We start from the raw sequence: 13,837 nt of genomic DNA, 5'->3' as shown, positions 1-13,837 counted from the left end.
CTGGGGGCGCCCTACATGAACAGCAAGCTCATCATCCGTGTCCTATTGTGCTCGACATTCATCGCAGGTTCGGGCGCAATCTTGCAGAGCTGCATCTTCGACCCAGGCGCCAGGACACTGTTCGCGACTGAAGAGCCGGCCACGTCTGCCAGGAAAACCACGCCCGCCGTCAAAAAAGTGGCGGCAAAGAGCAATCAACCGGCTTTCGCCCGCTCTGAGAACAGTTCCGGTGGGAATTCCAACTCTGGCGGCGGCATGGGCGGTGGCTCTGGCGGCTCGTCGGGCGGTACTTCCTGGTAAAGGCAGGCTCTTTCATGATCCAAGCTGCGACGTTCATCGGAGCAGCAATGGGCATCGCACTCTCCACGTATCTCCGGCTTGAGTCCGGTATAGCGATGGCCCTTGCGTTGTTCTGCCTTCTCCTGACATGGACCGTCGTCGAGGGCACACCGGCCGCTCGTCGTGCCTGGGCATCGCGAGAGAGGCGGAACGAGGCTCCAGCCATCTTCTGGCGGCGCGTCGGGACAAAACTTGTCGGCCTCGCCGGGCTTTTTGGCGTGGTCGTCATTGTCTGTTCGGTCTTTCCGTTTTTCACGCAGTCGTCAGCGGTCCGATGGTTCATCGAGTCCGGCCACACGACCATCGTCATTTCCATGGCACTTGCGATTGCCACCATTCTCTACGTCGCGGTCACCGATCTGGTCGCAGAAGAGCCCGACGATTATCTCCATCAGGTCGGGCGCGTGGTGCTGATGCAGGATTTTCGCGAGGAGGACGTGCTGTTCGCATTGCGCCTGCTTGCAATCAAATGCTTCTTTCTCGTGCTGATGTTTTCAGGCGGCATGGCCGCACTTTCCGATCTTGCCAACAAACCGGCCTGGGCATTTCCTCCGCTCTCGGCCGCCTGGTTCGAGGGCCTGTTGCGGCTTGCCTTTCTTCTCGACACCGTGCTTGCCGCCGGCGGCTATATCGCCACCTTCAAGCTTTTCGGATGGCATGTCAGGGCAACCGAGACGACGGCACTCGGCTGGCTCGTCTGCCTCATCTGTTACGAACCGTTCTTCCCGGCGATCTCGCACGCCTTCGTGCCTTATGGCGAGGGGCCGGGCTGGGAGACGGTGATCCGGGAAGGATCGGCCGTCTTCATCCTCTGGAGCGTCGCGACGCTGTTCTGCACCGTGATCTATGTCTGGGCAACCGTTGCCTTCGGGCCGCGATTTTCCAACCTCACCCATCGCGGCATCCTCACGTCAGGCCCCTACCGCTTCATCAAACATCCGGCCTATGTCTCGAAGAACATTGCCTGGTGGCTGTTTGCGGCTCCCAGCTTCATCGCCAGCGGCCTTGCGGAAGGGCTTGCCCGGGCAGGGATGCTGGCGATCGTCAGTCTTATCTACGTCATGCGCGCCCGCGCCGAAGAACGCATGCTGAGCCGGGATCCCGCCTATCGGGACTATGCCGAGAGCGTCGCGGCACATGGGCTTTTGGCAATGGCGAAGCGGCGGTTGGCGCCGACCGCGCCGCGCGTCTGAAAAGACGCGTGGAGGACGCAGGCCAGGCGAGCTTGACGGAAACGCATCCCCAATCTCCGTCATCCGGGCCGTGAGCCACGCCTGCCCGGTTGGCTCCAATGGCTGCCCCTCACCCTAGCCCTCTCCCCGTAAAACGGCTAGGGCATATACATATCTCGCAAAGCCCATCCATCGGCGACGGCTCGAAAGTATTTGAGGCAGTTGAAGAAGGTGATTGGGCCCGGCGGCTTGGCCGAGGCGTAGCCGTTCCAGCCGCCGAGCTTGGCGATGATCCAGGCGGCCCAAGCCAGCGAGGCCTTAGAGTGGGGATTGGACTGCAGCTTGGTTGTGCCCTTGAAACGGCTTTCGAGGGCGGCGAGGGTATCGATCTCGGCTGCCGTGAAGGTCAGGCTTGCCGGCTGGTGATCGCCGCCGCTGCGGGCTTGGACGAGCTGGAGGACGATTGCTGCGGCCTTGGCGGCGATGGCGACGAGCTTTTCCAGCCGTGCCGCCAGATGCAACTGGCTGTCCTCGATCTTGAAGCCTTGGTTCTTCATCACCCGAAAGAACTGCTCGATCATCCAGCGCTGCTTGTACCAGGCGACGATCTGCCAGGCATCGGCCGGGCTGCTGAGCCAATGGGTGGTCAGGAGCAGCCAGTGCAAGGGCTCGACACCGTCGGGGGCGGCCGGTTCAACGATCTCGACCCAGCTCAGCCTGACGCCATCGGGCAGGCCGGCCTCGCGCAGGTTTTGCGGCCGCCGGATCGTCGCTTCGCCGAAGCGCAGGCACACCGTCGCCTGCCGCGCCGGACGGTCGGCGCGCTCGCGCAGATCAATCGTCTGAGTATCGCAAAACGCCACCGTTTCGACCGCGCGGCGCAGTTTGGAACCGTCGATGAGCGCATGGTCATGCATGACGCGCGACGACAAAAGATCGAAGCGCCGATCGGGCAGGCGCGCCCACATGATGAAGAAGTCACCCTCCCGGTCGGCGATCGCCGTGACCCGGGCCGCACGCGAAAGCACCAGTTTGGCCGCCTCTGCCGTCTCCACCCAGCGCCGCGATTCCTTTTCGTTCAACGGCCGCTCGGCATGCGGCGTAAGCTCTTCGCTACCCCGCGTCCAGACCCGGCCGCCCACCAGGCCAAGGCAGCTGCCGGTGTCGGCATCGAGCGCCAGCATCGGATGCAGCAAAAGGCCAAAGCAATTGCCTTTTTTGATCTTGCCCAATTCCCGCCGGCTGTCGGCGTCGTCGCAAACTTGATCTCGCTGGTGTCCTGCAGCGCCAGCACGTGGCGACCCTCAACCGCAGACCGGGTCTCCTGGCTCCAGCCGGCAATGATCTCTTCCACGCTCACCGCACTGTTGTTGAGAAAACGCCCGAACCGGATCTCCTGCGAATGGTTGCCCTCGGCCAACTGGCGAAGGCAAACCGTCTCGCGCAGCACAATGCGACGGAGCAGCACCGCCCCCCTTTATCGAGACGACGATCTCCAAACCGGCCCAACGAAAAATCATGCCCTACATCCATCGGCGACGCTCCCAAATCAAAACGTCGCCAAAACAATCATACGGCCCGCAGTAAAGGAATCCGACCCCCACAAACCGAGTCAATCCGTCGCACCGACTTATGTATATGCCCTAGCACAAGGGGAGAGGGGACGTGCCATACGAGAGGCCTGTGGGGACGGAGAGGTTGCGGCGTGTCCCCTTCGCCCCGTTTACGGGGAGAAGGTGCCGGCAGGCGGATGAGGGGCAGCCGGCGATCTCCCACCGTTCAACCGTCGAGCCCCTTGAAGCGCACCGGCTGGTAGCCGCGCATCAACAGGCTGCCGAGCGAATAAGTATTGCGGCAGACGCGGCCCTTGCAGGCATTCGGCGAGGCCTCCATCACTTCCACCTTGCGGTCGTCGGTGAAGCGCATGAACAACAGCACATGTGAGCCCGGCTTGTTCAGCGCGTCGCCCGGCCGCATCGACCAGGGGTCGGAGAGGCGCTTGGTGATCGCGGGGATGGCGCGCGTCGAGACATGCATCTTCAGGCCCCAGGCGTCGCTGACGAAGCCGGAGCAGTCGACGCCGAGGATGTTGGATTGCGGCGCGCTCTTGGTGCAGACATTGCCGGCGGTCTGGCCCTTTTCGACGCCGCCGATGAAATTCTCGAGCGGCGTCTTGCAGCCCCAGCAATAGGGAACACCCTTGACCGTCTGCCCGCGCTTGCCGATCAGGTAGATCGGACGGCGCAGCCGGTTCATGTTGACGCAGCCAGGCCCCGGATCCCCGCCGTAGGCAGTCGGCGTCACCATCCAGTTCAGCGTCTCGAAGCCGATGGCCCGCTCGATGACGTCGCTGCGCGATTTCGGCACGATCGCCACCTTCGGCGTCTTGCCGGGCTTACCGGCTTCCAATTGTTTTGCGGGCAGGGCGGCGGCAAGCTTGCGGCCGGGCTCCCGGCCGTCGAGCCGCAGCACCTGCGCCCGGCTTTCCTGCGATCTCAAATAGAGCACGTCGCCGCGTGGGCCGATCGCCACGAAGCGCCGGGAGAATACCGTCCCCGGGTCGATCGGCAGGTCGTAGACCCGGTCCATCACCCCATTCGGCGTGAAGCGCACCACCAGCATGCCGGTGCGCTCGGGCCGGTCGGCGGGTACGAGCTCGACCAGCGCATAGGGCCTGCCTGTCGTGTCGATGTCGAGAAGTTCGACGGTGCCGATGCGGCCTTCCGAGGCGAGCTGCAGCGAGAGAAAGTTCTCCTCCGAGCTGCTGCGTCGCAGCAGGATTTCCGCCTTGTCGTTTGCAGCAGCCGAGACCTCGGCAACGATATCGCCGAGCCCGCGGCTCGGCACATACTGAATGACCGGCGGGCGGGCCTCGGGCCGGCTGGTGCTGCGGCCGATCTCGTCGATGATGCTGTTCAGTGGACCGGGCGATATCGAGCCCATCGAGGCGAAGACCGAGCGGGTGTAGTCGTCGGCATCGCCGCCGTCGACGGCGCGCAGCGTCTGCGACCGGCCGTCGGCATCGGTGGAGCGCTCGAGCGGCACGACGCCGTCCGACCAGAGGTAGAGTTCGTTGTGGACGACGGCGAGATCCTCGGGCGCAGCATTTTCCGGCAGCGGCAGGATTTCGGGTTCGGCTTGCGAGCGTTCGGCATCGATGGCGAGCACGCGGCCATTGTTCTGGTCGAGGATGTAAATGGTGCCGTCGTCACCGACGGTGATCGCCGCCGGCCCGGATGCCTCGACTTCCTCGTTGGAAGAGATGATGCCGACCGAACGTGCGCCGTCGCCGCCGCGAAGCTCGATGATCGTCGTATCTTTGGCGAAAACCGGCGAGGCGACCGCAAGTGCCGCGGCAAACAAAATATGCGACCCCAAACTACGCATTGCCTCGACCCCCAGAACAGGATGATTTTAGGCCGATCCGGCCTAAAATCTGAATCCTGTTCTCAATTAAAGCAAGAGCATGATGTCGTCCGAAAACCGCTCACACTTTTCGGCATCTGGCTCTGTGACCGTCAAGTCTTTAAAATGGTAGGATAGTTGCGCCTCGTCAGCAAGCTATTGCTTTCCAAACGATTTGGAGATCTGCACCGGCGATAGTACAAGAACATCGTCTCGAAGATTTGTCGGCAGGGAATGCTTATGCTGGAATGGAACGGTGACGAACTGGCGCTCGACATAAGCTTGCTGGAGCAGGTTCGCGCTGCGAGGATCAACTTCTCCGATCGCGTCTGCGCGGCCTCGGCCAGCAAGGATGACAAGCACCTGGCGCAGTTGCGCTCGGAGCCGACCTATCTGATGGCCGAGTTCCTCTATTCGATGAAGGTCTTCGGCATCAGCACCGCCGAGGATATCGAACGCTTCGCCGATCTGCACAATGATTACGTGGTTTCGCTTACCCGCGATCCGGCCAAGCTGCAGCGCCTGGGGCTCTCGCAGGATCGGGCGCTCGCCTCGATGTTCACCGCGGACACCAAGCCGCGGCTGATCCAGAACTGGGCGGAGAAAGCCGGCGCGATCGACCAGTCCAATCTCGCCCGTTTCCTGGTCGCCGTGATGTCGAGCGAGACCTGCCGCAAGACGCTGATCGATTTCGAGACGGCGGGCTTCATGCAGCGCAAGCGCTCGCCCTACGGCACCATGGTCGTCTGGTCGACGGGAATGATCGAGGAGATCTTCGGCGAGATGCTGCGCGACCTGCGCCTTAGCCTGCAGCAATTGAAGATCCTCTAATGCATGTCGCCCGGAAGTGTGCAGCGGCGGGCAACGACATGCATAAAACAAGGAGCGAAACCGCCTTGGCCAGTCGATTTCAACCCTCCCAATCGATTGGCACTGAGCGCCGTTGCCATCCTTCCGGCCTCTGCCTATTGTCGTCCTGCTTGCCCTATTGCGGCGCATAACGGATTTGACGACGATGACGAAATCCTGGCTCATAACCTTGTCGATCGGCCTTCTGCTGGCGCTGCAGATACCCCGGCTTGCCTATTCCGGCCCGACTGAGGACGCGCTTGCGGCGCGAAACCCCGCGCTTGCGGCGCTACGCCAACATGACGAAAAGGCCTTTGCTGCGGCGACGGCGATCATCGCCGAACACGAAACCGCCAAGGGGCTGGCACCCGGCGAGGACAAGCTGCCCGACGCGACCTCGCCCGGCCGCGACATGGGTTCAGGCCCCGGCAAGGAATTCACGGTCGACAATCCGGATATTCTCTGGCTCTACAATTCCTCGCCCGAGGGAATGAGCGACCTGATCTCGATTTTGAAATCAGCCGGGCAGAAACCCAAGAACTAACCGTCACCTTGCTGTCGAACCGACTATAAAAGGCGCCGGATATTGCCGGGCGTGAGTCTTGCTCACGTCTTTGCATTGGCGGATTCTTCCCGTTCCAAATAATTTGGAACCCTCCCTCAAGCAAGACAGGCAAGGCCATCCCAATTTCGCCGGTCGGTGCTATTCTCATCTTCAACACAGTGTGAGATTGTTCGAAGAGGAGGTTTTCCAATGCCGAACCGCAAAGCCATCCTAGCAGCAGCCACCTTTCTTTCGTTCTTTTCGGTGGTTCCCGCCGTCGAGGCGCAGAACGAACGCACATTGACAGAAGCGCCCGCGCAAAGCGGGCCTGTGAGCATCACCTTCGATCGCGCTGAAGCCAAATACGCCGTCGGCGAAGTTGTCGGTCTCTTCATCCAATCGACCGAGAACGCCTACGTCACGGTGCTGAATGTCTCGCCGAACGGTTCTGTGGTGAAGCTTTTCCCGAACAAGTACCAGACCGATGCCCTTGTCGGCGCCGGCAAGCGCGTGCAGGTGCCGGATCCAGCAAGCGGCGCCCGGCTGCAGGTTTCCGGCCCGGTCGGCCAGGAGCAGATCAAGGTCTTCTATTCCTCCAAGCCGCTGACGATCTTCGCCGATCTCGGCGGCAGCGGCGCCGGCATGTTCCGCTCGATCGACGGCGGCATGGAAGCCGTCTCCCGTAGTCTCGAAGAGGCCCGCAGCCTCGGCACCAAGATCAGCAGCAAGACGCTGACGCTGACGACAGTCGACAGCTTGCCCGCCGCCCCGCCCGTCGCAGCCGCTCCCACGGCAAAACCGGCACCGGTCGAGCAGGCGGCAAAACAGCCGGTCGAATCGACCAAGCCTGCAGTCACGCCGAAGCCAAAGCCGGTGGAGAAGCCGGAAACGGTGGTAGAAAAGCCGAAAAAGGTCACGCCGAAGCCTGTCGAGCAGGCAACACAACAGCCGCCGAAGAAATACAAGATCGTCACCAATCTGGCGCCCGGCCAGGAGCTTGCCGCCGACGAACTGCAACTGATCGGTCCGGCCGACACCACCTCATCCACCAACCCGACCCAATATAAACAGCCGACCACGCAGTATAAGCAGCCAACCCAGACGTCCCAGACGAAGATGCCCAAACTGCCGATGCCGCAGATCAAGATGCCGCAATTCAAGCTGCCCGGCGGTTTCAGTATCAAGATGCCGCAGCTAAACCTTGGCCGTTCGGCCGAACCTGGCCAAGCCGGCGAGGAGGTCGAGATGGCAAACGCCGATACGCCCGTTTGCACCGCCCTTCTCGACAAGCTGAACACGGCCGTTGCCGCCAAGGATATCACGGCTGCCGCCGCTGAAGCCGACACGATCGCCGTCAGTGCCGACTGCGGGCAGTTCCAGGTGAATGCCCAGCGCCGCGTCGCAGCGCTCAGGCTTTCCGCTGCCCAGGAGATGATGGCGGCCAACCAGCCGGTCGCCGATTACGAGCCGCTGCTTGTCGCCGCCGACAGTCCGCAGGTGCTCTGGCAGGCCTCCGCCACGCTCGGCGAGATCTATTTCTCCGCCCGCCGCTTTGCCGATGCCGCCGCCGACTACCAGCAGGCGATCGAGATCATCAAGAACGAGACCCGCACGCCGAAGGCGCCGCCGGCCGAGACGATCTCCGATCTCATCCAGCGCGCCGCCCAGGCCCGCATCCTTGCCGCCAACCCGACCAGCGACCATCCTGAAGGCAGCTTCGTGCCGGCCGAGAAGGATCACCGCAGCGGCGTGCTCGGCGGCATCTATTCCGAGAATGTGCGCGGCATCGTACCGGTCTCCATTCCGGTTCCGATCACCTTCGATTTCAACAAGTCGAGCTTCACCTCGATCGGCACCGAAGCCGCTGAGGAATTGCTGGAGGCGCTGAAGGAGCAGAAACCCGGACGCGTCATCCTTATCGGCCATACCGACCGGCGCGGCGGTGACGACTACAACCAGAAGCTTTCCGAACGCCGCGCCCAGGCCGTCGCCGACTTCCTGAAGAGCAACGGCATCGACGCGACGATCGACGCCGAGGGCCGCGGAGCCTCCGAGCCGGTGGACGTGACCGCAACCGCAAACCTCACCGAAGACGACGTCGATGCGCTGAACCGCCGCGTCGAATGGCGCCGCGAATAGCTGGGGCGAGGGGAGTTTGGCCATGTCCGCATCCGTTTCCATGGCCGCAGCACTTGCCCTCCTCACCATGGCGGCCACCGACAGCCTGGCAAGGGTGATCGAAGCGCCGGAGCGCGGCGCGGTCAGGGCCGTGCTGATCGGCATCGACCTCTACCGCAACGTTCCGCCGCTGCATGGCGCTGTCGCCGATGCCGAAGACCTTTCCCTTTCGCTGCGCTCAGTCGGCGTCGAAGATATGACGCTGCTGAAGAATGGTGCGGCCGACCGCGAGGGCATCTTCCACGCGATCGAGGCCGTCACGGAACGGGCAGGGCCTGGCGACCTCGTCGTGCTCGGCATTGCCGGTCACGGGTCGAGTGAGCCGGAGCGGGTCAAGGGCTCGAAACCGAGCGGCCGCGACGAGGTCTATGTGCTCGCTGGCTTCGACACCCGTCTTCCCGGATCACGCGAGCGCATCTTCGGCGACGAATTCAAGGCGTTGATCCGCAATCTGGAGACCAAGGGCGCCGATGTCGTCTTTATCGCCGATACCTGCCATGCCGGCGGCATGACCCGCGACGTCGATCCGCGCAGCGCCGAGATCACATGGCGTCAAGCGCCATCCTATACGATCGAGGAGGACGACCTCGCGCCGATCTCGACGACGGCGGATGCGCTGTCCACCGGCTTCGATTTCAAACGGCTGACCTTTCTTGCCGCCGTCGACGAGAACACCAAGTCGCCCGAGATATCAATTCCAGGCATTCCGCAGAAACGCGGCGCGCTGAGCTATGCCACCGCCCGTGCTTTCGAAGGGGCGGCCGACCGCAACGGCGACGGCGCCGTCAGCCGCCGCGAGCTGTTTGAATATGTGCGCCAGGCGGTCTACCAGTTCACCGATCAGCGGCAGAACATCTTTACCGAAAGCCCGCCCGGAACCGATCTCGATCGCGCCGTCGTCTATAATTACCAAGGAGCGGGGGCGCAGGCGGCGGCGGAGAAATCAAACGCTCCGTTGCCTGCCGAGCCCGCGCCGATCAGCGTTGCCGCCCTCGGCTCGGAGCCGGTGCTGCAGGGGATTGTATCAGCCGTGACGCCGTTCAAGCTGACGGAGGATGCTGATGCCGAACTCGTATTCGATCCCGAAAAACGTGAGGCGATCGCCGGCGGCGATGTCGTCGCCTCCGCCATCGGCGCCGGCGACATGCCGTTCGTCGTCGACCGGATGGCCGCGCTCGATACCCTCAAGCGGCTGTCCGAGACAAACCCGCAGACCGTGCGGGTGACGCCTTCCGACGCCGTCCATCGTGAAGGCGAGCGCGTCGGCGTCACAGTTTCGGATTTATCAGGCCGCAAGCTCGTGCTCTTCGACGTCACCGGCGATGGAACCGTGCAGTTCCTCTATCCTAACGACAAGGAGGTCGATGCTGCGATGTCTCAGACCTTCGATCTCGATCTTTCCGTCGTCGCACCTTTCGGCACGGACCTGCTCGTCGCCGTCACCTCTGAAACCCCGATGCCCGAACTTGTGGAATTCCTGAAGCAGAATGATAGGCGCCGCACCGCCGGCAATATCGCCAAGCGCCTCGGCGAATTCCTGCCTGAGGGCGCGCGCGTCGGATTTACGGTCCTCTATACCTCCGCCGGAGCCAAGCTATGAGCACGTCGATCAGCAGGGTCCTCAATATTGCGTCGGTCATGCTGCTTCTGGCTACTCCCGTGCTGGCGCAGCAGGACACCGATTTTGCCGGCGAGGATGGCGGACGTGTCATCGGCGGCCAGGCGGCCAAGAAGGGCGAATGGCCCTGGCAGGTGAAGATCCTGGCGCCCGATCCCGAACAGCGCGGCCGCTTCGGCGGCCATTGCGGCGGTTCGCTGATCGCACCGCGCTGGATATTGACGGCCGCCCATTGCGTCACCAGCGGCCGCTCCGGCAAGCAGGATCTCTTCGCCCGCGACCTGCTGATCGTCGAGGGCAAGTCGAAGATCGACAAGGTGATCGCGGTCGACGGGCCGGACAAGCCGGGGCTTGCTGTGGAGGACGTGATCATCCATGAGGATTTCGACCGCAAGGTCTTCGCCAATGACATCGCCCTGATCAAGCTGAGCGAGCCCGCCAAATCGAAGCCGGCGATCCTTGCCTCGGCCTCGGATGACGAGGTAGAGGCCGCCGGCCACCCGGCCGTCGTCACCGGCTGGGGCTATACCAAGGCCGATCACGGCTGGGACGACAAATATCTGCCGACCGAGCTGCAGGAAGTCGAACTGCCGATCGTCCCGCGCGAGGACTGCCGCGCCGCCTATCGCGACAGCTCGATGCGGATGAACCCGATCGACGAGCGCAATGTCTGCGCCGGTTATGCCGAAGGCGGCAAGGATGCCTGCCAGGGCGACAGTGGCGGACCGCTCGTCGCCCAGCGTCCCGACAAGCGCTGGATCCAGCTCGGCATCGTCAGCTGGGGCGCTGGCTGCGCCGAGGCAGAGCATTACGGCGTCTATACCCGTGTTGCCGCCTTCCGCGACTGGATCGCCGCAAAGACCGACGGCGACGTGCCTGACGTTGAAGGGCCCGCTGCCGGCGATCAGGTCGCGTCCACCACGACCAGTGGCGGGACGCAGCAGAGGCAGTCCGGACAGGAAGAAGCCAATCTCGCCATCACCACTTCCCCGGCTGGCGATACCGCGCCAGCCGCGACCACCGAAACGCCCGCCAGCGATACCTTGCCGGCTGACAAGCCCGTCACCGACGAACCCGCCGTGCAGCCGCCGGTCGCCCAGATGCCGGTGATCGAAAGCTCGCCCGGCGATCGCGCACTGCTGATCGGCATCGACGAGTACGAGATGCGCGAGGCCAAACTGACCGGCTCCGCGACCGATGTGAAGGCGATGCAGGTCTTCCTCGCCAAGACGCTCGCCTATCGCCCGGAGCAGATCCACACGCTGACCAACCGCAAGGCGACCCGCGAAGCGATCCTGGCCGAGATCGACGACTGGCTGGTGCGCCAGTCGACACCCGGAAGCCGTGTCTTCCTCTATTTCAGCGGCCAGGGCTCGGAGGAAATGGGCGCCGAGGAAACGACGAGCCCGACGCTGGTGGCCGTCGATGCCAAGCTGGTGCGCGACGCTGGCAAGGTAACGGTTACCAACCAAATCCGCGAAACCGAGATCGCCGCACGTCTGAACAGCCTCAAGGACCGCCGTGTGACGCTGCTGATCGATGCCTGCCATGTCGGGCCCGGCAGCCGCAGCGCGGTGGCCGCACCCTCCGGCACCGTGCGTTGCCTCGGCCCGGCGCTGGCAGCGCTCGAACCGCCGAACAAGTCTGGCAAGGAAGCGAAATTCTCCTTCGGCGGCGAAAACGCGATGGTCTGGTCGGCCGTCAACGCCGGACAGTGGGCGCTTGTCGACCGTGAGGCCAAGCCGCCGGTCGGCGTCTTCACCCGCCGCTTTATCGAAGGCGTGCAGGATGGCGTGGCACGCGCTGCCGACAAGCCGAATGTCAGCAATGCCGCCCTTCTCGACTATGTTCGGCGCAAATCGGACGAATATTGCCGGACGCATGCGGAGGATTGCCGCTTCACGCCGGTGCCGCAATTTTATGGTCAGCCGGATGCGCTCGGCCGCGACGTCATCACCGGTGAGGAGGCGAAGACGCCGGTCGCCGCCGTCGAGAATACGCTGAAGAGCGACAACGAGGCCGGCGTCGCCGTCGACGTGCTGCCCGGCACCGCTGTCAGCATCGGCGACAAGGTGGCGATGCGCGTCTCCACCAAAACGTCCGGTTACCTGATCCTGGTCGATATCGACGCCTCCGGCAAGCTGACGCAGCTTTACCCGAACAAGCGCTCGATGGGCCTGAAACCATCTGCCAAAAGCGGCGACAACCGGCTCGATCCGGCCCGGCCGGTCGTCGTGCCCGATGCGCGCAATCCCTATACCGGCTTCGAATATGTGGTGGAGGGGCCGGCCGGCGTCGGCATGGTCGTTGCCATCCTCAGCGACAAGCCGATCGAAGTGCTCGACCTGCCCGATGTGCCGACGCCGCTCGTCGGCCAGCGCGCCGCCTTCAACTATGTCTACGATCTCGCCCGAAGCCTCAGGATCGTCGGCGACGACGAAACCGGCGCCCAAGGCAAATGGTCGTTCGATTCCAAATTCTATCGCGTCCGCTGAACAGGAGCGAACCATGCCGAAATCCACTCTGCTGGCGGGTCTTGCCGCTTCCCTGATGGCGCTTGCCCCGGCCGCCCATGCCGGCAACTCCGGCGACAGCAAGGCGATGCTTGCCGCGCAAGCCGGGCTTGCCGTCGAACTCATCGACCGCAGCCTGGCAAAAGAGGGTGCTGCCAATATCATGGTATCGCCGGCAAGCCTTGCCGCAGCACTCGGCCTTGCAAGCCTCGGCGCCTCCGATGCGGCCAAGGCCTCGATCGCCAAGGGCCTCGGCTTCGGCGGTGCGGTGAAGGGACCGGAAACGGCGTTCGAGGCGATGTCCGCGGAAAAGCCGGCAGCGGCGGATGCGCCTTTGGCGATGGTGGTCGCGATCGTCTTCGACGACAAGCTGGTGCTCGTCCCCGCTGCGCTCTCCATGCTCGCCGGCCACCACATCAAGCCCTCGATCGAGGATCTCGACGGACCGAAATCGGTCGAGCACATCAACGGCTGGGTCAAGGACGCCACGAGGGGCGCCATTCCTTCAATCCTGGACGCACCGCCCGGCGGCGGCTTCGTCAGTCTCGGCGCGCTCTCCTTCAAGGCGCGCTGGAAGACCTCCTTCGAGAAGGAGAGCCCGGCAAGCCCCTTTCAGCGGCCGGATGGTTTGACGATTTCGGTGCCGATGATGCATCTTGCCGGCGATGGCCAAAAATTCCGCTCCGACGAGAAATTCACCGCAGTCGATCTCGCCTATGCCGGCGAGGGCTACAGCATGGTCGTGGTGGCGGCGCGCTCCGGCAAGGGTGTGGCCGGGTCGGACCTGAAGGCGCTCGCTTCCTGGCTGCAAGGGGAAAAATTCGAAGCGGCGAAGGGTGAAATCTTCCTGCCCCGCTTTTCCCTGAACGACGGGCGTGATTTGATGCCGGTACTCGATGCGATGGGAGTGGCGCCCGAGAAGGCTAGGGATGCGGGTTTCCCCGGTTTCACTAAGGAAAACATCCGCTTGTCGCGCGTCCTGCAGAAGACGATGATCAAGGTTGACGAAAACGGCACGGAGGCGGCGGCAGCCACCGCTGTGGTCACGGAACGCAGCATCGATCCGAAGCTTGTTCGCGTGGTCGCCGATGCCCGTTTTGCCTTCGCGCTTCGCGATACGAGAAGCGGCCTGCTGCTGGCCGCAGGCCTGATCGGTGATCCATTACTGGCGGGCGAATAGAATTCGGTTTCATGAATGTAATGAATGCAGGGGGACACG

The 13,837-nt window shown here is 63.4% G+C and carries 10 protein-coding genes; 8 read left to right on the top strand and 2 right to left on the bottom strand.

Features of this window, described 5'->3' with window-relative positions; all coding sequences use genetic code 11:
- Positions 1-15 precede the first annotated feature (15 nt).
- Positions 16-300: a hypothetical protein gene (locus N2A41_RS31525; protein WP_260111891.1), complete on the top strand. Its 285-nt coding sequence runs from the start codon at positions 16-18 to the stop codon at positions 298-300.
- 14 nt (positions 301-314) lie between these two features.
- Positions 315-1,532 carry a methyltransferase family protein gene (locus N2A41_RS31520; RefSeq protein WP_260111890.1) on the top strand — a complete coding sequence of 406 codons (1,218 nt, stop codon included), beginning with the start codon at positions 315-317 and terminating at the stop codon, positions 1,530-1,532.
- Between the two features lie 137 nt (positions 1,533-1,669).
- Here N2A41_RS31520 and N2A41_RS31515 read toward each other — a convergent pair whose 3' ends face one another.
- Together N2A41_RS31515 and N2A41_RS31510 are read right to left on the bottom strand one after the other, a co-directional pair.
- Positions 1,670-2,743 (bottom strand): IS4 family transposase, encoded by a 1,074-nt coding sequence (locus N2A41_RS31515; RefSeq protein ID WP_260111889.1) that lies wholly within the window; start codon positions 2,741-2,743, stop codon positions 1,670-1,672.
- Between the two features lie 547 nt (positions 2,744-3,290).
- Positions 3,291-4,898 carry a hypothetical protein gene (locus N2A41_RS31510; RefSeq protein ID WP_260111888.1) on the bottom strand — a complete coding sequence of 536 codons (1,608 nt, stop codon included), beginning with the start codon at positions 4,896-4,898 and terminating at the stop codon, positions 3,291-3,293.
- Positions 4,899-5,156: 258 nt separating this feature from the next.
- Here N2A41_RS31510 and N2A41_RS31505 point away from each other — a divergent pair, with 258 nt between their 5' ends.
- From N2A41_RS31505 to N2A41_RS31480, 6 genes are all read left to right on the top strand, one after another.
- Entirely contained in the window at positions 5,157-5,747 is a 591-nt protein-coding gene (locus tag N2A41_RS31505) for a hypothetical protein (RefSeq protein WP_018071626.1), read from the top strand.
- A gap of 184 nt (positions 5,748-5,931) precedes the next feature.
- Complete coding sequence (locus tag N2A41_RS31500; protein ID WP_260111887.1) at positions 5,932-6,309, top strand: hypothetical protein; 378 nt, start codon at positions 5,932-5,934, stop codon at positions 6,307-6,309.
- A gap of 210 nt (positions 6,310-6,519) precedes the next feature.
- Positions 6,520-8,448 carry a DUF4384 domain-containing protein gene (locus tag N2A41_RS31495; protein WP_260111886.1) on the top strand — a complete coding sequence of 643 codons (1,929 nt, stop codon included), beginning with the start codon at positions 6,520-6,522 and terminating at the stop codon, positions 8,446-8,448.
- Positions 8,449-8,470: 22 nt separating this feature from the next.
- A complete protein-coding gene (locus tag N2A41_RS31490) occupies positions 8,471-10,087 on the top strand; it encodes a caspase family protein (protein WP_260111885.1) in 1,617 nt (538 codons plus the stop codon).
- Positions 10,084-12,600, top strand: coding sequence for a trypsin-like serine protease (locus tag N2A41_RS31485; RefSeq protein ID WP_260111884.1), 2,517 nt, complete (start codon positions 10,084-10,086; stop codon positions 12,598-12,600). Before N2A41_RS31490 ends, N2A41_RS31485 begins: the two co-directional genes overlap by 4 nt.
- Before the next feature lie 13 nt (positions 12,601-12,613).
- Positions 12,614-13,798: a serpin family protein gene (locus N2A41_RS31480; RefSeq protein WP_260111883.1), complete on the top strand. Its 1,185-nt coding sequence runs from the start codon at positions 12,614-12,616 to the stop codon at positions 13,796-13,798.
- Positions 13,799-13,837 lie beyond the last annotated feature (39 nt).

Origin of the sequence: Rhizobium sp. SRDI969, from assembly GCF_025152725.1 — a bacterium.
GTDB classification, from domain to species: domain Bacteria; phylum Pseudomonadota; class Alphaproteobacteria; order Rhizobiales; family Rhizobiaceae; genus Rhizobium; species Rhizobium leguminosarum_I.
This window is presented reverse-complemented; position numbering and strand designations above follow the sequence as displayed.

Excerpts from the sequence above, each read along its gene's own strand:
- N2A41_RS31525 (WP_260111891.1), top strand. The coding sequence starts at position 16 with ATGAACAGCAAGCTCATCATCCGTGTCCTATTGTGCTCGACATTCATC.
- N2A41_RS31520 (WP_260111890.1), top strand. The coding sequence starts at position 315 with ATGATCCAAGCTGCGACGTTCATCGGAGCAGCAATGGGCATCGCACTC.
- N2A41_RS31510 (WP_260111888.1), bottom strand. The coding sequence starts at position 4,898 with ATGCGTAGTTTGGGGTCGCATATTTTGTTTGCCGCGGCACTTGCGGTC.
- N2A41_RS31505 (WP_018071626.1), top strand. The coding sequence starts at position 5,157 with ATGCTGGAATGGAACGGTGACGAACTGGCGCTCGACATAAGCTTGCTG.
- N2A41_RS31500 (WP_260111887.1), top strand. The coding sequence starts at position 5,932 with ATGACGAAATCCTGGCTCATAACCTTGTCGATCGGCCTTCTGCTGGCG.
- N2A41_RS31495 (WP_260111886.1), top strand. The coding sequence starts at position 6,520 with ATGCCGAACCGCAAAGCCATCCTAGCAGCAGCCACCTTTCTTTCGTTC.
- N2A41_RS31490 (WP_260111885.1), top strand. The coding sequence starts at position 8,471 with ATGTCCGCATCCGTTTCCATGGCCGCAGCACTTGCCCTCCTCACCATG.
- N2A41_RS31485 (WP_260111884.1), top strand. The coding sequence starts at position 10,084 with ATGAGCACGTCGATCAGCAGGGTCCTCAATATTGCGTCGGTCATGCTG.
- N2A41_RS31480 (WP_260111883.1), top strand. The coding sequence starts at position 12,614 with ATGCCGAAATCCACTCTGCTGGCGGGTCTTGCCGCTTCCCTGATGGCG.